At 71.7% G+C, this 21,213-nt stretch carries 21 protein-coding genes and 2 pseudogenes; 10 read left to right on the top strand and 13 right to left on the bottom strand.

All coding sequences use genetic code 11. The annotated features are described in order from the left end of the window. Positions 1–101 precede the first annotated feature (101 nt). Together AB0J04_RS08770 and AB0J04_RS08765 are read left to right on the top strand one after the other, a co-directional pair. A complete protein-coding gene (locus tag AB0J04_RS08770; protein ID WP_363167634.1) occupies positions 102–2,678 on the top strand; it encodes a M14 family zinc carboxypeptidase in 2,577 nt (858 codons plus the stop codon). Then, on the top strand, positions 2,675–3,946 hold the full coding sequence (locus tag AB0J04_RS08765; RefSeq protein WP_363167633.1) for a serine hydrolase domain-containing protein: 1,272 nt from the start codon (positions 2,675–2,677) through the stop codon (positions 3,944–3,946). The genes AB0J04_RS08770 and AB0J04_RS08765 overlap by 4 nt, the downstream gene beginning before the upstream one ends. A 91-nt stretch (positions 3,947–4,037) precedes the next feature. On the opposite strand, the gene AB0J04_RS08760 is transcribed toward AB0J04_RS08765, so the two are convergent. Then, positions 4,038–5,036, bottom strand: coding sequence for an NADP-dependent oxidoreductase (locus tag AB0J04_RS08760; RefSeq protein ID WP_363167632.1), 999 nt, complete (start codon positions 5,034–5,036; stop codon positions 4,038–4,040). 88 nt (positions 5,037–5,124) lie between these two features. Here AB0J04_RS08760 and AB0J04_RS08755 point away from each other — a divergent pair, with 88 nt between their 5' ends. Beyond that, positions 5,125–5,577: a MarR family transcriptional regulator gene (locus tag AB0J04_RS08755; RefSeq protein WP_363167631.1), complete on the top strand. Its 453-nt coding sequence runs from the start codon at positions 5,125–5,127 to the stop codon at positions 5,575–5,577. 160 nt (positions 5,578–5,737) lie between these two features. Here the strand turns inward: AB0J04_RS08755 and AB0J04_RS08750 are convergent, their stop codons facing one another. The 4 genes and pseudogenes from AB0J04_RS08750 to AB0J04_RS08735 form a co-directional block, all read right to left on the bottom strand. Continuing rightward, positions 5,738–7,438, bottom strand: coding sequence for a methylmalonyl-CoA mutase family protein (locus AB0J04_RS08750; protein WP_363167630.1), 1,701 nt, complete (start codon positions 7,436–7,438; stop codon positions 5,738–5,740). Between the two features lie 100 nt (positions 7,439–7,538). Then, positions 7,539–7,877, bottom strand: coding sequence for a DUF3817 domain-containing protein (locus tag AB0J04_RS08745; protein ID WP_363167629.1), 339 nt, complete (start codon positions 7,875–7,877; stop codon positions 7,539–7,541). A gap of 63 nt (positions 7,878–7,940) precedes the next feature. Continuing rightward, a complete protein-coding gene (locus tag AB0J04_RS08740; protein WP_363167628.1) occupies positions 7,941–8,450 on the bottom strand; it encodes a MarR family transcriptional regulator in 510 nt (169 codons plus the stop codon). Between the two features lie 11 nt (positions 8,451–8,461). Further along, positions 8,462–9,400 (bottom strand): annotated as a pseudogene (locus tag AB0J04_RS08735) (MFS transporter); the annotation flags it as partial. Between the two features lie 5 nt (positions 9,401–9,405). Between AB0J04_RS08735 and AB0J04_RS08730 the strand changes: the two are divergent. After that, positions 9,406–9,541, top strand: a pseudogene (locus tag AB0J04_RS08730) (transcriptional regulator); the annotation flags it as partial. Here AB0J04_RS08730 and AB0J04_RS08725 read toward each other — a convergent pair. From AB0J04_RS08725 to AB0J04_RS08715, 3 genes are all read right to left on the bottom strand, one after another. Next, positions 9,535–10,509 (bottom strand): matrixin family metalloprotease, encoded by a 975-nt coding sequence (locus AB0J04_RS08725; RefSeq protein ID WP_363167627.1) that lies wholly within the window; start codon positions 10,507–10,509, stop codon positions 9,535–9,537. The pseudogene AB0J04_RS08730 and the gene AB0J04_RS08725 overlap by 7 nt on opposite strands. A 169-nt stretch (positions 10,510–10,678) precedes the next feature. After that, positions 10,679–10,972 (bottom strand): MTH1187 family thiamine-binding protein, encoded by a 294-nt coding sequence (locus tag AB0J04_RS08720; RefSeq protein WP_363167626.1) that lies wholly within the window; start codon positions 10,970–10,972, stop codon positions 10,679–10,681. After that, a complete protein-coding gene (locus AB0J04_RS08715) occupies positions 10,969–11,313 on the bottom strand; it encodes a DUF3817 domain-containing protein (protein WP_363167625.1) in 345 nt (114 codons plus the stop codon). Before AB0J04_RS08715 ends, AB0J04_RS08720 begins: the two co-directional genes overlap by 4 nt. Before the next feature lie 175 nt (positions 11,314–11,488). Between AB0J04_RS08715 and AB0J04_RS08710 the strand changes: the two genes are divergently transcribed. The 4 genes from AB0J04_RS08710 to AB0J04_RS08695 all read left to right on the top strand — a co-directional run bounded on the left by AB0J04_RS08710 (position 11,489) and on the right by AB0J04_RS08695 (position 14,151). Then, a complete protein-coding gene (locus AB0J04_RS08710) occupies positions 11,489–12,121 on the top strand; it encodes an AIM24 family protein (RefSeq protein ID WP_363167679.1) in 633 nt (210 codons plus the stop codon). A 1-nt stretch (position 12,122) separates the two neighbouring features. Continuing rightward, positions 12,123–12,773 carry an AIM24 family protein gene (locus AB0J04_RS08705; RefSeq protein WP_363167624.1) on the top strand — a complete coding sequence of 217 codons (651 nt, stop codon included), beginning with the start codon at positions 12,123–12,125 and terminating at the stop codon, positions 12,771–12,773. Positions 12,774–12,775: 2 nt separating this feature from the next. After that, positions 12,776–13,582 (top strand): AIM24 family protein, encoded by an 807-nt coding sequence (locus tag AB0J04_RS08700; RefSeq protein WP_363167678.1) that lies wholly within the window; start codon positions 12,776–12,778, stop codon positions 13,580–13,582. A gap of 92 nt (positions 13,583–13,674) precedes the next feature. Further along, a complete protein-coding gene (locus AB0J04_RS08695; RefSeq protein WP_363167623.1) occupies positions 13,675–14,151 on the top strand; it encodes a MarR family transcriptional regulator in 477 nt (158 codons plus the stop codon). Positions 14,152–14,178: 27 nt separating this feature from the next. On the opposite strand, the gene AB0J04_RS08690 is transcribed toward AB0J04_RS08695, so the two are convergent. Next, positions 14,179–15,537 (bottom strand): HAMP domain-containing sensor histidine kinase, encoded by a 1,359-nt coding sequence (locus tag AB0J04_RS08690; protein WP_363167622.1) that lies wholly within the window; start codon positions 15,535–15,537, stop codon positions 14,179–14,181. Then, positions 15,534–16,211: a response regulator transcription factor gene (locus AB0J04_RS08685; RefSeq protein WP_363167621.1), complete on the bottom strand. Its 678-nt coding sequence runs from the start codon at positions 16,209–16,211 to the stop codon at positions 15,534–15,536. The genes AB0J04_RS08690 and AB0J04_RS08685 overlap by 4 nt, the downstream gene beginning before the upstream one ends. Before the next feature lie 123 nt (positions 16,212–16,334). Between AB0J04_RS08685 and AB0J04_RS08680 the strand changes: the two genes are divergently transcribed. Continuing rightward, on the top strand, positions 16,335–16,919 hold the full coding sequence (locus tag AB0J04_RS08680; protein WP_363167620.1) for a PepSY domain-containing protein: 585 nt from the start codon (positions 16,335–16,337) through the stop codon (positions 16,917–16,919). On the opposite strand, the gene AB0J04_RS08675 is transcribed toward AB0J04_RS08680, so the two are convergent. The 3 genes from AB0J04_RS08675 to AB0J04_RS08665 all read right to left on the bottom strand — a co-directional run bounded on the left by AB0J04_RS08675 (position 16,897) and on the right by AB0J04_RS08665 (position 20,582). Further along, entirely contained in the window at positions 16,897–18,147 is a 1,251-nt protein-coding gene (locus AB0J04_RS08675; protein WP_363167619.1) for an MFS transporter, read from the bottom strand. The two genes, AB0J04_RS08680 and AB0J04_RS08675, sit on opposite strands and share 23 nt — an antisense overlap. Positions 18,148–18,325: 178 nt before the next feature. Then, on the bottom strand, positions 18,326–19,282 hold the full coding sequence (gene meaB, locus AB0J04_RS08670; RefSeq protein ID WP_363167618.1) for a methylmalonyl Co-A mutase-associated GTPase MeaB: 957 nt from the start codon (positions 19,280–19,282) through the stop codon (positions 18,326–18,328). Positions 19,283–19,370: 88 nt separating this feature from the next. After that, entirely contained in the window at positions 19,371–20,582 is a 1,212-nt protein-coding gene (locus tag AB0J04_RS08665) for an acetyl-CoA C-acetyltransferase (RefSeq protein ID WP_363167617.1), read from the bottom strand. 150 nt (positions 20,583–20,732) lie between these two features. Here AB0J04_RS08665 and mce point away from each other — a divergent pair, with 150 nt between their 5' ends. Continuing rightward, the gene (gene mce, locus AB0J04_RS08660; protein ID WP_363167616.1) at positions 20,733–21,173 is read left to right on the top strand and encodes a methylmalonyl-CoA epimerase; all 441 of its coding nucleotides are present in this window, start codon (positions 20,733–20,735) and stop codon (positions 21,171–21,173) included. Positions 21,174–21,213 lie beyond the last annotated feature (40 nt).

Below are 21,213 nucleotides of genomic sequence, written 5' to 3'. Positions count from 1 at the left end.
GTGACACCAACACCCTCTTGTTGCAGTTGAGTCGAACAGGTACACCTCGCCGTACCGCTCTTCGGAAGCAACGATCTCGGCAAGTCCTCCAGGAGGTACACGTGCGCACCACGAGCACCTGCCCTGCCCGACCTGTTCTGATCAGCGCCCTCGCGCTCGTCGCGACGGGCTCTCTCCTGCTCACCCCCCACCCCGCCGGCGCCGACCCGAAGCCCGTCACCCGCGAGGGTTCCGCCCTCGACCGCACGGCCGCCCAGTCCCCCCAGAGCGCGGCTCGACGCGCCCTGACCGCCCCGGCGGCGGAGCGGACGGCGGAGCGGACCGGCGTCCGCGGCTACCCGCGCAGACAGATCCTCGCCGCCGATCCCGAGAACCCCGCCGACAAGTCCCTCAAGCTCGGCCTCACCCCGTACCACGCCATCGCCCCGAAGCTGAACGCCCTCCAGGCCCTCGGCGACCGGGTGAGCGTGGAGGTCGCGGGGCGGTCGGCGGGCGGGCACCGGCTCTATCTGGTCACCGTCACCGCCCCGGAGACGGCCCGTCAGGCACAGGCCCAGGAACGGATGCGCGAGCTCATCGAGAACGCGCCCGCAACGGCGGCCCGGAGCAGGGAGATCAAGGCCGGCTACAAGGCCCCGGCCTTCTTCAACAACAACATCCACGGCAACGAGTGGGAGGGCACCGACGCGTCCCTCGCCCTCATCGAGCGCCTCGCCACCGCGAACGACGCGCGGACGAGGGACTTACTCGCGCACAGCCGCCTCTACTTCAACATCACGGCCAACCCGGACGGCCGGATCGCCGGAACCCGGGCGAACGCAGGCGGCTTCGACCTCAACCGGGACTTCGTCACCGCCTCGCAGCCCGAGGCGCGCGCGATGCGGCAGATCGAGATCGACAAGCAGCCCGCCGTCATGCTGGACGTGCACGGGTACGTCAACGGCACGCTCATCGAGCCGACCACCCCGCCGCACGGCGAGAACTACGAGTACGACCTCTTCCTGAAGAACACCTACGCCAACGCCCTCGGCATGGAGGCCGCCGTCAACGGCCTCGGCTACACGCCGGCGAAGGACGGCGTGCAGCCCGCCCAGATCCCGTTCCGGGACCAGGAGGAGGGCTGGGACGACTGGCCGCCGATCTTCACCCCGCAGTACGCGGCCTTCCACGGCACGGTCGCCGCGCACACCGTGGAGATCCCGATGGCCGTCAACAACTCCGCCTACAACACGCTGCCGGTGGCGGAGCTGCGCCGGCGCTCCGCGATCAACGTGGACGTGGCGGGGGCGGCCCTGCGGGCCACCCTCGACTTCGTGCGGACCCGTCGCGCCGCGCTGATCGCCGACCAGATCGAGGTGTTCCGGCGCGGATCCGTCGGCGCGGCGCAGGTGCCGGTGTCGGCGCAGACCGTTCCGGGGGTGCCGGGCATCGGCCCGGAGGACGTCTACACGACGGCCTTCCCGCGCGCCTACGTCCTCCCGGCGGGCAAGGCGGCCACGGCCACCGCCCGTCTCGTCGACCATCTCCTGGCCGACGACGTCCGGGTCACCCGCGCCACGCGTGCGTTCCGGCTCGGAGGGCGGACGTATCCGAAGGGCTCGTACGTCGTCGACCTGCACCAGCCCAAGCGGGGAATGGCGAACGTGCTGCTCGCCGACGGGCGGGACATCAGCGACAAGGTGTCGGTGATGTACGACATCTCGGGCTGGAGTCTGGGGCGGCTCTGGGGCGCCGAGGTGGTACCGGTGACCGGCGGCGGCCTGGCGGGGCTCGGTCTGCGGCCCGTCTCCGCCGCGGCCCCGGTCGCCGCCGTCGCCCCGCGCGGCGACCTGCGGCTGCGGCTCGACGACCCGAGCGCCGTGGCCGCGCTCAACTCCCTGCTGCGGCAGGGGGTTCAGGTACGCCGGGCCGCGGACGGCAGCGTCGTCGTGCCCGGGTCGGCGCGCCGGCAGGCAGGCGTCGCGGCACGGGCCTACGACGTCTCCTTCACGGCCGCTGGACTCACCGGCACGACGACCGCGCTGCATCCGGTGCGCGTCGCCGCGGCCGTCACCCCGGGTGAGCTGTTCGCGCTGCGGGAGATGGGCTTCGACGTCACGCCCGTCTCGACGGCCGTGCTCAACGCGGGCTTCGACTGGTCTTCGGTGGACGTGCTGTTCGTGTCCGCCGGGCTCGACCGGGCCGCTCTCGGCGCGTCCGCCCGAAGCGCCCTGGACGCCTTCCTGGCCGGTCACGGTCTGGTCGGCCGGGGCGTCGCCGGCGCGTCGGTCGGCACCGGCGCCGAACTGCTGGACGTCACGGCCGTCGAGGGCAACGGGGACGCCAACGGCGTGGTGCGGGTGGTGAGTTCGGGCGGGTCGCTGACGGCCGACGCGCCCGGTCACAGCTTCGTCTACGCACCGGTCTGGTTCACCGGTCTCGGCTCCGGGGTGCGCGTCGAGCAGTCGTACGCCACCGGGAACCCGCTCGTCTCCGGTCACTGGCGGGCCCTGGCCGACGGCTCGGGCGGACCCGCCGCCGCGGCCGGGCAGCCGGCGGTCGTGAGCGGGCCGCATGCCGTCCTGTTCGGCACGGAACCCCTCTTCCGGGATCATCCCAAGGGCGAGTTCCCGCAGGTCGCACAGGCGTTGATCACCATGGCACACGCAAGCAGCGGGCTGGTTGAGGAGAACGGATGACTCGATTGACTCGGACGACCCAGGAGATCCACGGCAGCGTCGCCGACGGATTCGACGCGGTGCGGGAGGAGTTCGCCACGTTCGTGGCGCAGGAGTCGGCGCAGCGGCCCCACTACGAAGGCCAGTTGTGCGCGTATGTGCACGGCCGGCGGGTCGTCGACCTGTGGGCGCCCGGCAACGACGCCCACACCCCCGACGACCCAACCGGCCCGACCGACCCATTCGGTTCGACCGGTTCGACCGGTTCCACCGACTCCCCTGGCTCCCCTGGCTCCCCCGACTCCCTCTACGGCGTCTACTCGTCGACCAAGGGCGCCGCCCATCTGGTCGTCGCGCTCCTCGTCCAGGAGGGCACCCTGGAACTGGACCGCAAAGTCACCTACTACTGGCCGGAGTTCGCCGCCGAGGGCAAAGGCGCGCTGACCCTGCGCGAGCTGCTCGGCCACCGGGCCGGCGTGATCGGCACGGACGGCGGGTTCTCGCCGCAGGAACTGGCCGACGACCGGCAGATCGCCGAACGCCTCGCCGACCAGCGGCCGTTCTGGCGTCCGGGCACCGCCTTCGGCTACCACGCGCTGGTCATCGGCGCGCTCACCGGCGAGGTCGTGCGCCGGGCCACGGGCCGTACGCTCCAGGAGGTGTACGAGGAGCGGGTGCGCGCCCCGTACGGGCTGGACTTCTTCCTGGGGCTGCCGGCGGTGCACGAGCCGCGCTTCCGCACCGCGCAGCCGATGGCCCCGACCGCCGAGCAGCGGGCACTGCTGGATGCCCAGCCGAGCGGGCCGCACACCCTCGCCGCCGTCGCCTTCAACCGGCACACCGCCGAGCCGACCGATCTCGAACTCCTGCCGAACGACCCCCTGATCCGGGCCAAGGGGCCCGCCTCGGTGGGCGGGGTCGCCTCGGCGCGCGGGCTGGCCGGGCTGTACGCGGCGGCGATCAGCGAGGTCGACGGGAAGGCGCCGCTGTTGAAGGGGGACACGGCGGCGGAGTTCGGACAGCTGCACTCCGTGGGGTACGACGTGGTGCTGCGCACGCACAAGTCGTACGGGCTGGGCTTCCAGGCGACCGCGGACAACTGGTATCCGTTCCTGGGCGCCGGGGCGTTCGGGCACAGCGGGGCGGGCGGCTGCCAGGCGTTCGCGGACCCGCGCAGCGGGCTCGCCTACGGCTACACGCGACGCCGGTACGCCTTCCCGGGCGGAGCGGCCCCGGAGAACGAGCGGCTGGTGGCGGCCGTGCACCGGGCCGCGCTGACCGTCGGCTGAGAGCGGAGCAAGGCAAAGGCCGCACCCCTGGAAAGGCGTCTTCCAGGGGTGCGGCCTTCGTCGTGCGCGACCTGACAGAAGGCCGGGCGGATCAGAGCTTGACGATCATCTTTCCGGTGTTGTCGCCGCGCAGCACCCCGAGGAACGCCTCCAGGTTGTTCTCGATGCCCTCGGCGACCGTCTCGCGGTACTTCAGCTCGCCGGAGCGGACCCAGGCGCCGACCTCCGCGACGAACTGCGGCTGGAGGTCGTAGTGGTCGCCGACCAGGAGGCCCTCGATGCGGCCGCGGGTCTGGATGAGGCGGGCGAGGTTCTTCGGGCCGGGGGCGGCCTCGGTGTTGTTGTAGACGGAGATCATGCCGCAGATCGCGATCCGGCCGTGCAGGTTGAGGGAGCCGATCGCGGCCTCCAGGTGGTCGCCGCCGACGTTGTCGAAGTAGACGTCGACGCCGTCGGGGGCGGCGGCGCGCAGCTGCTCGGCCACGGGGCCGTTCTTGTAGTTGAAGGCCGCGTCGAAGCCGTACTCCTCGACGAGGAGCTTGACCTTGCCGTCCGAGCCGGCGGAGCCGATGACCCGGGAGGCGCCCTTGAGCTTGGCGATCTGGCCGACCTGGCTGCCGACGGCGCCGGCCGCGCCCGACACGAAGACGGAGTCGCCCTCCTTGAAGGAGGCGGTGCGCAGCAGGCCGGCGTAGGCGGTGAGGCCGGTCATGCCGAGGACGCCGAGGTAGGTGGAGAGGGGCGCGGCCTCGGGGTCGACCTTGACGGCCTGCTTGGCGTCGAACGTGGCGTACTCGCGCCAGCCGCCGAAGTGCAGCACGTGGTCGCCGACGGCGATGCCCTCGGCGGCGGAGGCGACGACCTCGCCGACCGCCCCGCCCTGCATGACCTTGCCCAGCTCGAAGGGGGCGACGTACGACTTCGCCGCGCTCATGCGGCCGCGCATGTACGGGTCGACGGAGAGATACTCGTTGCGCACCAGGACCTCACCGGCTTCGGGCTGCCGGGCCTCCGCCTCGACGAGGGCGAAGTCCTCGGGCTTCGGCCAGCCGACGGGACGGCTGAGCAGGTGCCACTCGCGGTTGATCATGACAGCGCCTTTCCATTTACTTCAGTACCTGAAACAACCATGCTCCTGAATATTTCACGTTGTCAAGTAACGGAGTACGCTGGATCCCATGAGCACTCCTCGCACGAGCAACCGTCCCGACGCCCTGACCATGGAAGTCGTCGAGCTCATCGGTGACGTCGTGGCCCGTTTCTACGAGGACTACGAGGACGCCGCGGCCGAACACTCGCTGACCGGCGCCCAGGCCCGGCTGCTGAGCCTGCTCTCCCTCGAACCGCTCCCCATGCGGAAGCTGGCGAAGAAGCTGAAGTGCGAGCCGTCCAACGTCACCGGCATCGTCGACCGTCTGGAGTCCCGCGGTCTGGTCGAACGGCGCCCCGACCCCGCCGACCGCCGGGTCAAGCTGGCGGCGGCGACCGACGAGGGGCGGCTGATCGCCAAGAGCCTGCGCGAGTCGCTGCGCTTCGCCCGGGAGCCGCTGGCGGGGCTGGAGGCCGAGGAGCGGAAGGTGCTGCGGGGCCTGCTGCAACGGATGCTGGTGACGGAGGGCGACCGGTCCTAGTGCCTGTATGGAGTTGTGATCTGGATCAGGGAGCGGGGCGTGGTGCGTGCGATCGCAAGGCGCCGGGATGCCCTCGTAGCGGAGCTACTAGGGCATTTCGGCAACGCGGCGAGCGTGCGTGCCACGCCCCGCGAGCCCAGATCACGACTCCATACAGGCCCTAGAACCCCGGCGGCTCGGTGTACACCCCCCACTCGTCCCGCAGCACGCCACAGATCTCACCCAGCGTCGCCTCCGCCCGCGCGGCGGCGAGCATCGGCCCGATCATGTTGGAACCGTCCCGAGCGGCGCCCACCATCGCCTCCAGAGCCCCCCGCACGGCGACCTCGTCGCGAGCGGCCCGCCGCGCTCCCAACCCCCGTACCTGCTCGCGCTCCACCTCGTGGCCGACCCGCAGGATCTCCAGATCCCCGGTCACCGACCCGGTGTGCGCGTTGACGCCGACGACCCGCTTCTCCCCCTTCTCCAGCGACTGCTGATACCGGAACGCCGACTCCGCGATCTCCCCGGTGAACCAGCCGTCCTCGATGCCGCGCAGGATCCCGGAGGTGATCGGCCCGATCGGGTGCCGTCCGTCGGGGTGGGCCCGCAGCCCCCGTTCCCTGATCCGCTCGAAGATCTTCTCGGCGTCGGCCTCGATCCGGTCCGTCAGCTGCTCGACGTACCAGGAACCGCCCAGCGGATCGGCCACGTTGGCGACGCCGGTCTCCTCCATCAGCACCTGCTGCGTGCGCAGCGCGATCTCGGCGGCCTGCTCGCTCGGCAGGGCAAGGGTCTCGTCGAGGGCGTTGGTGTGCAGTGAGTTGGTCCCGCCGAGGACCGCCGCGAGCGCCTCCACCGCCGTCCGCACCACGTTGTTGTACGGCTGCTGGGCCGTCAGCGAGACACCGGCGGTCTGGGTGTGGAACCGCAGCCACTGCGCCTTTTCGGACCGCGCGCCGTACACGTCCCGCATCCAGCGCGCCCAGATGCGGCGCGCCGCGCGGAACTTGGCGATCTCCTCGAAGAAATCGACGTGCGCGTCGAAGAAGAAGGAGAGCCCGGGGGCGAACACGTCCACGTCCAGCCCGCGGCTCAGCCCCAGCTCCACGTACCCGAAGCCGTCCGCCAGCGTGTAGGCCAGCTCCTGCGCGGCTGTGGCCCCGGCCTCCCGGACGTGATAGCCGGAGACGGACAGCGGCTTGTACGCGGGGATCCCGGCCGCGCAGTACTCCATCAGGTCGCCGATCAGCCGCAGATGGGGCTCCGGTTGGAAGAGCCACTCCTTCTGCGCGATGTACTCCTTGAAGATGTCGGTCTGGAGGGTCCCGTTGAGCACCCCCGGGTCGACGCCCTGCCGTTCGGCGGCGACGAGGTACATGCAGAAGACGGGCACGGCCGGCCCGCTGATCGTCATGGACGTCGTGACGTCGCCGAGCGGGATGTCCTTGAACAGGACCTCCATGTCGGCGGCCGAGTCGACGGCGACCCCGCAGTGACCGACCTCGCCCAGCGACCGGGGATCGTCGGAGTCCCGCCCCATCAGGGTGGGCATGTCGAACGCCACGGACAGCCCGCCGCCCCCGTTGGCGAGGATCGTCCTGTACCGCCCGTTGGTCTGCTCGGCGTTGCCGAACCCGGCGAACTGCCGGATGGTCCAGCTGCGCCCTCGGTAGCCGGTCGGGTACAGCCCGCGCGTGAAGGGGTACTCCCCCGGCCACCCGATCCGCTCGAAGCCGTCGTAGACGTCCCCCGCCCGCGGCCCGTACACCGGCTCCACGGAGTCTCCGGAGAGCGTGCTGAAGTCGGCCTCGCGCTTGCGTGAGGCGTCGTACCGGGCCTGCCAGCGGCGACGGCCCTCTTCGATGGCGTCAGCGTCCATGCGTCCAATTTACTTGGACGTCCTAGTAAACGTCGACAGCTGACCGCCGTACGTGTGTACGTACGGCGGGTGGTGCGTGCGGTGGTCCCGGCGGTGGGGGTTACGCCTTGGCGGGCACGGGGGCCGCGTCCACGATCTTGGCCTCCAGCTCGCGGCTGATCTTGCGCTCCACGAAAAAGGCGGCCGTCGGGATCGTCCCGGCCAGCAGCACCCACAGCTGCCGGGCCACCGGCCACTTCGCCTTGGAGCCCAGGTCGAAGGCGAAGACCAGGTAGAGGACGTACAGCCAGCCGTGCGCGATGGCGACGACGCGCGTGAAGTCGGCGGCGCCGTCGACGTCCAGGCCGTACTTGGCGATCATGCTCAGGCACAGCAGGACCAGCAGCACACCGGTGACGTAGGCCAGGACGCGGTAGCGGGTCAGCACGCTTTTCTTCATGCCGTCGAGCGTAACGACCCGTTCCGGGAGATCTTGCCCGGGGTCACTCCTGCCGGATCCGGGTCACTCCTCGTCGAAGTCGCTCGCGGCGACCCGCAGCGGCCGCAGCATCGCGAAGATCTCCCCGCACTCCTCCGCGTCGTACACCCCGAGCCCGAAGTCCATCGCCATCAGGTCGCGAGTGGCCGCCTCGACGGCCTCGCGGCCCTTGTCGGTGATGACGGCGAGAGTGCCGCGGCCGTCGTTGGGGTTGGGGCGGCGGGCGACCAGGCCCGACTTCACCAGGCGGTCGACGGTGTTGGTCACCGAGGTGGGGTGCACCTGGAGCCGCTCGCCGATCTTCGACATGGTCAGCTCGCCCTCCTTGGAGAAGGTGAGCAGCACCAGTGCCTCGTAGCGTGCGAACGTCAGACCGTACGGCTTGACCACGGCGTCCACCTCGGCGAGCAGGATCTGGTGTGCGCGCATGATCGAGGTGATCGCGGCCATGGACGGGACGTTCCCCCAGCGCTGCTTCCAGAGCTCGTCGGCACGGGCGATGGGATCGAAGGGGAGACTGGGCGGTTTCGGCACGCTTCCAGACCTTACCGGCCGGTCATATCGCGGTCAGCCCCGTCTCGGCACTCGGTCCGCCGCACCTCACGGGCCGCCAGCACACAGGCCGCCGTCCCCAGCACGCCCGCCCCCGTGACCGCTCCGGCCACGCCCACGAGTTCCGCGGCCGCCCCCGCCAGGGCCATGCCGACGCCCTGGAGCGTCATGAGCCCGGCGGTGAGCAGCGTCATCGCCCGGCCGCGCAGTTCCTCGGGCACGTCCCGGACGATCCACTGGTCGAGGCCGAGGGTGTACGCCGACCCCGCGCCCGAGACCACCAACAGGAGCAGCGACACCGCGAGGCCGGGGTGGAAGGCATAGCCGAGGTAGGGCAGCAGCGTCACACAGACGAGCGGAAGGGCGATGCGCTCACGGGTGACGGGGCGCAGCCGGGACCCGGCGTAGAGCTCGCCGGCGACCGTGCCGACCGGCAGCGCGCACATCAGCAGGCCGAGGCCGGCCGGGCCGACGCCGAGGTCGTCGGCGTACGGCGCCGACAGCGCCTCCGGGGCGACGGTGAACATCGGCGGTACCCAGAAGAGGAGCAGCAGGGCACGGATACGCCGGTCGGCGAGCACCTGCCGAGCCCCCTTGAGGGAGTCCGCGACCAGCGCCCCGCCGGTGCGGGTCCGGGCGGAGCGACGTCGGGTGCCGAAGCGCAGCAGGGCGGCCGAGGCGAGGAAGGTGCCGACGGCGATCAGGAGGGCCTGGCGCGGGGAGGCGACGGTGAGCAGCACCCCGCCGAGTCCGAAGCCGACGAGCAGCGCGCTCTGCGCGGTGATGCGCAGCAGGGAGCGGCCGAGGACGAACAGATCGCCGTCGCCGAGGATGTCCGCGAGGGTGGCCATCCGAGTGCCGGCGAAGATCGGCGAGACGACGGCGAGGCAGCAGCGCAGGGCGAGCAGGACGGCGAGGGGCGCGCCCGGGGCCGACATCGGCAGCAGACCGTGCTGCGCGACGCCGGTCTGCTGGTGTCCCGGCGCTACGGCCACCAGGTGCTGTACGAGCGGACGCCGCTGGGGATCGCGCTGATGTCCGGCGGCGCCCGCGCGTCGGACGCCGCTCAGTAGAGGGTGCGCAGGCCCAGGACGTCGCCCTTGCCGAGGGTGCGGGCGCTGGTGGAGCAGGCGAACGAGCTCGAGTACATGGTCAGGTTCTGGTGTCCGGCGCCGGAGTGGCCGAGGCCGAAGACGTGCCCGGCCTCGTGGGTGGCGACGCTGCGGATGTCGTACGCGTGCATGCAGGCGCCGGACGGGGTGTCGGTGAACGTGTAGTCGTGGGTGTTGAAGCGGACGTCGGCCTCGAGGAGTTCGTCCGGGCCGCCGGGCACCGGCCGGCTCCAGGAGCAGGTCGTGGCGACGGCGTCGCTGCCGATGTCGCCCGCGTCCCACACGCTCAGGCCGTCCCGGCGCACGCAGCGGGCGGCGCGGTCGATGCCAGCCTCGTTGGCGGTGGTCGACAGGTAGCGGGCCTTCGCGCCGACCGCGTCGTCGTAGCCGCAGTCGTTGCGGCTGCCGGTGATGGTGGCGACGGAGTCCTCGAAGGCCCGCCGGGCCTCGGCGTGGGAGAGGTTGCCGGGCAGGGGGCCGTCGCCGACGAACCACTCGTAGGTGCCGTACTCCTTGCGCCCCGCGGTGGAGTACGCGCCGTCGGCGCAGGGGCTCGGGGCGTCGGCGCGGCTGTCCGGGCGGGCGGCCGCGTGGGCCGCCTCGTAGGTGTACGCGATCTTGCCGTCGGCGGCGACCGCCACGGTGAAGCCGTGTTCCTCGCCGTCCGCCGTGAGGGCGTCGACGCTGACCGTGGTGCCCGGTTCGGGCACGGCCACGCCGGCGCCGGCGTGCGTGACGACGCGGCCGACGGCGAGGCAGTCGAGCACGGACGAGCCGGCGGGCAGGTCGTCGACGGTCAGCTCGCCGCGGGCGAGTGCACACGCGGGCGTGCGCTGCACCTCCCCCACGCAGACCGCCGACAGCGCCGCCCCCAGTACCAACGCCGTGATCGCCCTGCCGAGGGACCCCGGCCCGCGCCGCCCTGCCACCGCACACTCCCCTTCAATGCCGCGCCGCGGCGCGGAACTTGATCGACCCCGGGGGAGACATTAGCCAGGCGGCACGTGCCAAAACCCCGTCCCTCGTCACCCATTTGGGCGACTGATCCGACAGGTGCGCAGGTCAGACGAGTCCGGTTGACGGGCTGCGGCCGGGCCGCTACTGCGCCAGGCGCCGCTCCACCGTCTCGACCTTCGAGGTCAGGCCGTCCGTCACGCCGGGGCGGATGTCCGCCTTCAGGACGAGGGAGACGCGGGGGGCGCGCTCCTCGACGGCGGCCACGGCGCGCTTGACGACGTCCATGACCTCGTCCCACTCGCCCTCGATGGAGGTGAACATGGCGTCGGTGCGGTTCGGCAGGCCGGATTCACGGACGACGCGGACGGCGTCGGCGACGTATTCGCCGACGTCCTCGCCGACGCCCAGCGGGGTGACCGAGAAGGCGACGATCATGCGCTCACGGCGCCTTCCTTGCGGGCGCGGGACGCGATGACGGCGTCCTCGGCCTCACGGCGCAGCTTGCGCTCGGCGAAGAAGCCGCCGGTCGGCAGGACGGAGAGGACGAAGTAGAGGGCGGCGGTCTTGAAGGACCACTTGGTGCGGTTCCAGGCGTCCGCCCAGAAGAGCACGTACAGGACGAACAGCACGCCGTGGACCATGCCCATGACGGGCACCGCGTTGAAGTCCGTGGTCCGCTTCAGCACCGAGCAGACCAGCAGCAGGAGGAAGGACACGGCCTCGGGGCCGGAGACGAGGCGCAGGCGTCGGAGGGCGGAGGCTGTCTTCAGGTCCACGGGTCACCTTCGGGGGAGGTTTCGGGGGAGGTTTCGGGGCTGCGGTTTGTGAATGCACGCACAAGCGTTCACCCATTGTGGCAAACGGTCCCCCTAGGGGTGCGTTCAGGGTCTCTCTCCACCTACGGGTGCTGTTCGGCGCACCCGTGGGGCGGCTACCTTTCGCAGCGTGGCGATGTTTCGACTTCAGGGCAGCAAGGTGCTTGCCGTCGACATGACCGGGGACGCCGTCAAGGCGAAGAACGGCTCGATGGTCGCGTACGACGGACAGATGGCCTTCAAGAAGCTGAGCGGCGGCGGCGAGGGCATCCGGGGCATGGTGACCCGGCGGCTCACCGGCGAGCAGATGACCGTGATGGAGGTGAAGGGACAGGGCACGTGCTGGTTCGCCGACCGCGCCTCCGAGATCAACCTCGTCCAGCTCCAGGGCGACAAGCTGTACGTCGAGTCGAGCAACCTGCTCGCGACCGACGCCGGCCTCAGGACCGGGACGAGTTTCACCGGGCTGCGCGGCGCGACCCAGGGCAACGGGCTCTTCACGACGACCGTCGAAGGGCACGGACTGGCCGCGATCACCTCGGACGGACCGGCCGTGGTGCTGCGCGTCAGCCCGCAGTACCCGCTGACCGTCGACCCCGGCGCCTATGTCGCGCACCAGGGCGACGTGCGGCAGTCCTTCCAGTCGGGTGTGACGTTCCGCACGTTCATGGGCGAAGGCGGCGGCGAGGCCTTCCAGATCCGGTTCGAGGGGGACGGCCTGGTGTACGTCCAGCCGAGCGAGCGCAACACGATCGCGGGGGATGTGTGACATGACCCTCCGCGAGATCAACTCCAAGATGGTCGAGGCGACGGTCGCCCCCGGGCAGCGGCTCTTCAGCCAGCGCGGCGCCATGCTGGCGTACCGCGGCGAGGTGTCCTTCACGCCCAACGTCCAGGGTGGACAGGGCGGCGTGATGTCCATGATCGGGCGGCGGCTCGCCAACGAGGACACGCCCCTGATGACCGTCGAGGGCAACGGCACGGTCCTGTTCGGACACGGCGGCCATCACGTCCAGGTCATCCGGCTCACCGGCGACACGCTGTACGTCGAGGCGGACCGGCTGCTCGCCTTCGAGGGCACGCTCCAGCAGGGCACGATGTTCCTGGGCTCGCAGGGCGGCGTCATGGGCATGGTCCGCGGCCAGGTCAGCGGGCAGGGCCTGTTCACCACCACGCTGAAGGGCCACGGGGCGGTGGCCGTGATGGCGCACGGCGGGGTCTTCGAGGTCCCGATCACCCCGCAGCGCCCGGTGCACGTCGACCCCCAGGCCTATGTCGCCCACCACGGCGACGTCCGCAACAAGCTGTCGACCGCGCTGGGCTGGCGGGACATGGTGGGCCGCGGCTCCGGCGAGGGGTTCCAGCTGGAGCTGAGCGGCAGCGGTGCGGTGCTCGTCCAGGCGTCGGAGGAGAAGCTGTGAGCATGTACGGGGCTCCGGGCGGCGGCCCGACGGTGCACGACCCCACGACCCTCCCGGTCGACGACAACGTGAACAACTACACCTTCTGCGTGGAGCTCAAGGGGAGCCAGTGGTTCCTGCAGAAGGGGAAGATGATCGCCTACTACGGGTCGATCGACTTCAACGGCGTCGGGCACGGCCGGCTGGACCGTCTCGTGCGCACCTCGTTCCATTCGCCTCTGCACGCGAGCGACTGGGTCGTGGCGGAGGGCTCGGGCAAGATGCTCCTCGCCGACCGGGCCTTCGACGTGAATTCGTACGACCTGGACGACGGCAATCTGACCATTCGCTCGGGCAATCTGCTCGCGTTTCAGCCAACTCTGTCGCTCAAGCAGTCGATCGTCCCGGGATTTCTCACGCTGATCGGAACCGGGAAGTTCGTGGCCGCATCTAACGGGCCGGTGGTGTTCATGGAGCCTCCCATCCGGGTGGACCCCCAGGCACTCGTCGGCTGGGCCGACTGCCCGTCCCCGTGCCATCACTACGACCACGGGTACATGACGGGCCTGATGGGCGGTCTACGTGCGCTGACGGGCCTCGGAGGGGCCTCCGGGGAGGAGCATCAGTTCGAGTTCGTGGGCGCCGGCACGGTGCTGCTGCAGTCGACCGAGACCCTCATGGCCGAGCAGGCCACAGGGGCGGTTCCGCACGAGCCGGGGGTTCCGGGCGGCGGTGCGGGCCCGGGGGCGCACGGCGGCCACGGCGGGCAATCCGGCGCACCGCGTCTTCCCGGACAGCTGGGAGACCTCCAGCGTCGCTTCGGGCTGTGAGCGGTAGTCTGCGGAGTGTGACATCGAACGCGTGCGCACCGTCACATCACCCTCACTAGTTCGCCTTTCAACATTTTAGGTAGACTTCATTTATGGAGACCGAAACGGCCACGCGCTGGCTGATCGATGCGGAGCAGTGCGCCTGGCGCACCCACCTGGAGGTCAACAGGCTGTTGACGTACCAGCTCGAAAGGGATCTCCAACCGTTCGGCCTGACCATGAACGACTACGAGATCCTCGTGAACCTCTCCGAGTCGGAGGGCGTCCGGATGCGGATGAGCGACCTCGCGTCCGCCACGCTCCAGTCCAAGAGCCGGCTCTCGCACCAGATCACCCGGATGGAGAACGCCGACCTGGTGCGCCGTGAGAACTGCGAGTCGGACCGCCGCGGCCTCTACGCGGTCCTGACCGAGCACGGCATGGAGACGATGCAGAAGGTCGCGCCCCACCATGTGGACTCGGTGCGGCGGCACTTCATCGACCTCCTCTCCCCCGAGGCCCTGGCGGAACTCTCCAAGGCCCTGAAACCCGTCGCGGAACACCTCCGCGGCCACCGCGGACGGCCGTGACAGACACCCTCGGGGCGATCCGGGGGATCAGGCGATCGGCAGGCGGAGCTCGAACAGGGCTCCGCCTGCCGGCGTCTCACGGACCGTGAGCGTGCCGCCGTGCCGGACGGCCACGTCCCGGGCGATCGCCAGACCGAGGCCCGCCCCGCCGTCGTCCCGGCTGCGCGCGTCGTCGAGCCGGACGAACCGCTCGAAGATCCGCTCCCGATCCGCCTCGGGCACCCCGTCCCCGTCGTCGGCCACCTCGACGACTGCCCGGTCCCCCACCCGCCGCACCCGCACCCCGACCGCCGACCGGGCGTGCCGCCGCGCGTTGTCGAGCAGATTGGCCAGCACCCGCCCCAACTGCCCCCGCGATCCGGCCACCTCCACGGACTCGGCGTCCACCGTCACCTCCGGTCGCCCGGCGGTCTCCGCCCGCGCCAGCGCCGCCAGGTCGACCCGCCCGTCCGCCGGCCTCTCCCCCGCGTCCAGCCGCGCCAGCAGCAGCAGATCGGCGGCCAGCCGCTGCAGCCGTACGGTGTCCTCGACCGCGCCCGCCACATCCAGCAGCCCGGGGTGCGCGACGCCCACTTCGAGCTGGGTGCGCAGCGAGGCGATCGGGCTGCGCAGCTCGTGGGAGGCGTCGGCGACGAACCGGCGCTGGCGCTCCTCGGAGGCCTCCAGCGCGGCCAGCGTCTCGTTGGTCGTGCGGGCGAGCCGGGCGACCTCGTCGTGAGTGTCCGGTTCGGGCACGCGGCGGGCCAGATCGGCGGAGGCGGTGATCGCGGCCATCTCGCGCCGGATGCCCTCGACCGGGCGCAGCGCCCGCCGGGTGACCCGCCAGGTCACGCCCGCGACTACGGCGAGCAGCAGCGGGAAGCCGATCAGCATGACGCTGAGGGCGGTGCGCACGGCGCTCTGCTCGGCGGCGAGCGGCGCGCCCGCGTACACGGTGAGCAGACCCTTCTCCGGGTCCCGTACCTCGACGGCGGCGAACCGGTGGTCGGCCGTCTCGCCGTCGACGGTCGCGGTGCCGTCGTTGAAGCGGGCCTCCTCCTCGATCTCGCCGGGTTCGAGGTCGTCGTCCCCGGACTCCCGCGTCGCCACCCCGCTGATCTGCTCCAGGTCCTCGCTCGCGGCGACCTGTCGGCCGGCGGCGTCGACGATCCGGACCGGCCGGTCGTCGTCGTCCAGGGAGGTGAGCCGGTCGTACGCCGTCCCGACGGACAGCTGGCCGGCGACGGTCCGTGCGACGCGTTCCGCCTGGGTGTCGGCCTGGTCGATCAGGTTGGAGCGCAGCGACAGCAGTACGGCCGCGCCGGCCGCGAGGAGGGCCACGGCGACGACGAGGCAGGCGCCGAGCGTCGCCCGCGCCCGCACCGAACGGAACCGACGGCGGCTCATCGGGCCGTCCCCGGCCGCTCCAGCCGGTACCCGGCCCCGCGCACGGTCCGGATGAGCCCGGCGCCCAGCTTGCGGCGCAGCGCGCTGACGTACACCTCGACGATGTTGGGGTCGCCGTCGTAGGCGAAGTCCCAGACGTGGTCGAGGATCTCGGTCTTGGACACCACCTCCCCCGCCCGCACCACGAGTTGCTCCAGGACGGCGAACTCCTTGGCGGTGAGCGCCACCTCGTCCTCGGCGAGAAGGACGCGCCGTGCGGCGGTGTCGACCCTCAACTCGCCCAGGACGTGCACGGGCGACGCCCCGGCCCCCTGTCCGCGCCGGCGCAGCAACGCCTTCACGCGGGCGACGAGGACGACGTAGGAGAACGGCTTGGTGAGGTAGTCGTCCGCGCCTGTGTCCAGGCCCTCGGCCTCGTCGTACTCGCCGTCCTTCGCCGTGAGCATGAGGATCGGGACGTCGTTGCCGGCGGCGCGCAGGCGTGCGCAGACCCGGTAGCCGTTCATGCCGGGCAGCATGATGTCGAGGAGGAGCAGGTCGTACGGCGACTCGCTCGCCCGGTGCAGCCCCTCCAGGCCGTCGTGGACGACGTCCACGGCGTAGCCCTCGGCGGTCAGCCCCTTGGCGAGCGACAGGGCCAGCCGCTTCTCGTCCTCCACGATGAGCAGTCGCATGCGGACCAGGGTCGCAAACCGAACCTGAAGCGATCTTCAGGTGGCTTCAGCGTGCCTTCAGCTCCGCTCGGGCAGCTTGGTTCCCGTCGAAACCGAAGCAGTCCCGAACCGGGAGGAAACCCCATGAAGCGCAAGCTCGTCATCACCGCCGCCGTCGCCGCGTCCGTAGTGATCGGCGCAGGTGCGGCGGCCGCCTTCGCGGACGACGGGCCGCGGACCGGCGTGCCGGACGTGCGGGTCGTCGAGCCGGCGGCCGCCGCCGACCGGGTCGAGGTGAGCTCCTCGAAGCTCGGCGCCGCCGAGGTGATCGCGGCCGCGCTGCGGCACACGCCGGGGACAGCGGTCGGCGCCGACCTCGAGGACGACGGCGCCGACGCGGGCTCCTGGCACGTGGACCTCGTCGAGGCCGGCGGCGCCGAGTACACGGTCGTCGTCTCCCCCGACACCGGCAAGGCGGTCGGCTCCTACCGCGACACGGACGACGACGCCGACGACGCGGCCGAGAACCGCGCCGACCTCGCCGCCCTGAAGGGCGCGGGCGTCGACGCCCGTGAGGCCGCCCTGGCCGTCGCCGGCAAGGGCACGGTGACCGACGTCGACCTGGACGACGACGGCCGCACCGCGGCCTGGAGCGTGGACACCGCCGAGGGCGGCGAGTGGCTGGTGGACGCGCGCACGGGCAAGGTCACGCAGGACCAGGACGACTGAGCCCGCCGATCCGGCCGGGCCTGCGGAGCGTTCCGGCGACGGCGACGGCCGCCGCCGTCGCCAGCACCGCCGCCCCCGTCACCGCGAAGCACACGCCGACCGGCAGCCGCGCGGCCAGCGCTCCCGCGGCCGCCGTGCCGGCTGTGCTGCCCGCGTTGACGGCCGTGTTGACCCAGGCCCCGGCCCGCACCCGGGCCTCCGGCGCGGCGCTCTCGTCGGCCATCAGGTAGGCCGTGGTGAGGGCCGGCGACACGAAGAACCCGGCGGCCGCGGCGGCCACCGCGAGCGCGCCGAGCCCCGGCGCCAGTCCCGCGCCGCACAGCGTCAGCCCGAGCCCCGCCGTGAGCAGCGGCAGCCGCGTCCCGGCCGAGGCCCGCCAGTCGACGGCCCCGTGGAGCAGCCCGCCGACGGCGCTGCCGGCCGACAGCGCGGCCAGCACCCAGGCCACGGCCGGCCCGCCGGTCCCATGCCCGTGCCGTTCGGCGAACGCCACGACCAGCAGGTCGACCACGCCCAGCGCGAGTCCGACGCCCGCGATGGCGACCACCGGCCGGCCGAGCCCGCGCAGCCCGCCGCCCCGCCGCGCGGCGGCAGCCTTCCCCGGCGGCACCGCCCGCACCGCGGGCGACGACACGAACCCGGCCGTCCCCGCGACCATCAGGGCCGTCCCGACGACGATCCCGGCGGCCGGCGGCGCGAAGCCGACGAGGACGCCGACCAGCAACGGCCCGGTGACGAAGAGCAGTTCCTCGGCGACCCCGTCGAGGCTGTAGGCGCGCTGGAGCAGCGCCCGGTCCGGGGCGAGCCTGCCCCACACGGCCCGCATGGTCGGTCCGAGCGGCGGCACCGAGGCGCCGGCGGCCGCGGCGAGGGCGCCCAGCACCGGCGCGGAGGCCGGGCCGGGGCGCACGAGAGCGGCGGCCAGCAGTCCCAGCAACGTGGTGTACACGGCCGTCATCGGGATGAGCGCCCGGCGCGGCCCGTGCCGGTCGACGAGCGCCGCCCGCGCGGGCGACAGGAAGACGACGGTGGCCCCGAACAACGCCATCACGCTGCCCGCCACCGCGTACGAGCCCGAGGCCCGGGTCACGGCGAGCATCACGGAGAGCGGGACGATCCCGTACGACAACCGGCCGGTCAGAGCGGCGGCGAAGGTACGACGGGCATACGGGACACGCAGCACGGCGGCATACGAAGCGGACATGGGGGTGGGCATGGGCGTGGCCATGGTGGTTCCTCGACTCGAGGCAGGGCGGAAAGGGGGACGCCTGATCGCCGCGACCGGGCGGCCGACTGCCGCTCACCGGTCACGGGCCGAGGCGGGCCCTATGCCAAGAGGAGGAACACGCGGCCGAACGTATCAGCGCGGCCGGAAGACCCACCACGCCTTTTCCGGCCCCGCCGGGTCAGCCTGCCGTGAGCCCGGCCACCAGTTCGTCCGCCGCGCGGTAGGGGTCGAGTTCGCCGGCGACGATGCGTTCGGCGAGGGTGTCGAGGCGGCGGTCGCCGTGCAGGTCGCCGATGCGTTCGCGCAGGGCGGTGACGGCGATGGTCTCGACCTCGCGGGCGGCGCGGGAGGCGCGCCGCCGGTCGAGGACGCCGTGCTCCTCCATCCACGCGCGGTGTTTCTCCAGCGCCTCGACGACCTCGTCGACGCCCTCGGCGCGGGAGGCGACCGTCTTCACGATGGGCGGACGCCAGTCGCCGGGGCGGCGGGCCTCGCCGAGGCCGAGCATGTGGTTCAGCTCACGGACGGTGGCGTCGGCGCCGTCCCGGTCGGCCTTGTTGACGACGTAGACGTCGCCGATCTCCAGGATGCCCGCCTTGGCGGCCTGGATGCCGTCGCCCATGCCGGGGGCCAGCAGGACGACGCTGGTGTCCGCCTGGGCGGCGATCTCGACCTCCGACTGGCCCACGCCGACCGTCTCGACCAGGATCACGTCGCAGCCCGCCGCGTCCAGCACGCGGATCGCCTGCGGGGCCGACCAGGCGAGGCCGCCCAGGTGGCCCCGGGTGGCCATGGAGCGGATGTAGACGCCGGGGTCGGAGGCGTGCTCCGCCATCCGGACGCGGTCGCCGAGCAGGGCTCCCCCGGAGAACGGCGACGACGGGTCGACGGCCAGGACGCCGACCCGTCTGCCCTGCTTGCGGTAGGCCGTGACGAGCGCGGAGGTGGACGTCGACTTGCCGACGCCCGGCGAGCCCGTCAGGCCGACGACGTACGCGTTCCCCGTGAGCGGGGCCAGGGCCGCCATGATCTCCCTGAGCTGCGGGGACGCCCCCTCCACCAGGGAGATCAGCCGGGCCACGGCCCTGGGCCGGCCTTCCCTGGCCTGGGCGACCAGCGAGGAGACGTCCTGCATCACAGCTCCGTTCGGAAAGGAACCAAGGGCCGAGGAACCAAGGGCCGAGGAACCAAGGGGCCAAGGAACCAAGGGGCCTATGGGGACCTCAGGCCTTGGGTACCCGCACGATCAGCGCGTCACCCTGACCGCCGCCGCCGCACAGCGCGGCCGCGCCGACCCCGCCGCCCCGGCGCTTGAGCTCCAGCGCCAGGTGCAGCACGAGTCGGGCGCCGGACATGCCGATCGGGTGGCCCAGGGCGATGGCCCCGCCGTTCACGTTCACCTTTTCCGTGGACACGCCCAGGTCCTTCATTGACTGCACGGCGACAGCGGCGAACGCCTCGTTGATCTCGACCAGGTCCAGGTCGGAGACCTCCAGGCCCTCCTTCTTCAGGGCGTGCAGGATGGCGTTGGAGGGCTGGGACTGGAGCGAGTTGTCCGGTCCGGCCACATTGCCGTGGGCGCCGATCTCGGCGATCCAGGCGAGGCCCAGTTCCTCGGCCTTGGCCTTGCTCATCACGACGACGGCGGCCGCGCCGTCGGAGATCTGCGAGGACGTGCCCGCGGTGATCGTGCCGTCGCGGGTGAAGGCCGGGCGAAGCTTGCCCAGGGACTCCGCCGTGGTGTCGGCGCGGATGCCCTCGTCCTTGCTGAAGACGACCGGCTCGCCCTTGCGCTGCGGGATCTCGACCGGGGTGATCTCGGCCTCGAAGACGCCGTTCTTCTGGGCGGCGGCCGCGCGCTGATGGGACAGGGCGGCGATCTCGTCCTGCTCCGGGCGGGCGATGCCCAGGCGGGTGTTGTGCTTCTCCGTGGACTCGCCCATGGCGATGTTCTCGAAGGCGTCGGTCAGGCCGTCGTACGCCATCGCGTCGAGCATCTCGATCGCGCCGTACTTGAAGCCCTCGCGGGACTTCGGCAGCAGGTGGGGGGCGTTGGTCATGGACTCCTGGCCGCCGGCCACCACGATGTCGAACTCGCCCGCGCGGATCAGCTGGTCGGCGAGCGCGATCGCGTCGAGGCCCGACAGACACACCTTGTTGATCGTGAGCGCCGGCACGTTCATCGGGATGCCGGCCTTGACCGCGGCCTGGCGCGCCGGGATCTGCCCCGCCCCGGCCTGGAGCACCTGGCCCATGATCACGTACTGCACCTGGTCGCCGCCGATCCCCGCGCGGTCGAGGGCGGCCTTGATCGCGAAGCCGCCGAGGTCGGCTCCGGAGAAGGATTTCAGGGAGCCCAGCAGCCGTCCCATGGGCGTACGCGCGCCCGAGACGATCACCGAGGTCGTGCCGTTGGTACCAGTCGATCCAGTCATGAGCTGCGATTCCCCTTACCGGCCTGCACTGGCCGAGGAGTGAACGAGGGTTTACTCGAATGTACTGAGTGGCACTCCGTGCCGTCACCGGGCCTTCAGTGTGATCGCGCGCACGTTGCGTAACCACCTGAGGCGCGCTGCACTGACAACATGCTGACGCGAATCGACCACATCGGGATCGCCTGCCACGACCTCGACGCGACCGTCGAGTTCTACCGCTCCACCTACGGCTTCGAGGTGTACCACTCCGAGGTCAACGAGGAGCAGGGCGTGCGCGAGGCCATGCTCAAGATCAACGATACGTCGGACGGAGGCGCCTCGTACCTGCAGCTTCTCGAGCCGACGCGGGAGGACTCGGCCGTGGGCAAGTGGCTCGCCAAGAACGGCGAGGGCGTCCACCACATCGCTTTCGGCACGGCGGATGTGGACGGCGACTCCGAGGACATCCGCGCCAAGGGCGTACGCGTTCTGTACGAAGAGCCCCGGATCGGCTCCATGGGGTCACGAATCACCTTCCTTCATCCAAAGGATTGCCACGGAGTACTGACAGAACTGGTCACTTCGGCCCCTGTTGAGTCACCTGAGCACTGACCCTCGTACATATGGGCCGGTAGGGTTGGGCTCGGTCGCC

The organism is Streptomyces sp. NPDC050263 (genome assembly GCF_040655955.1).
GTDB lineage: Bacteria > Actinomycetota > Actinomycetes > Streptomycetales > Streptomycetaceae > Streptomyces.
Note: the sequence above shows the minus strand (reverse complement) of the source record. Positions and strands in the feature narration are given on the sequence as shown.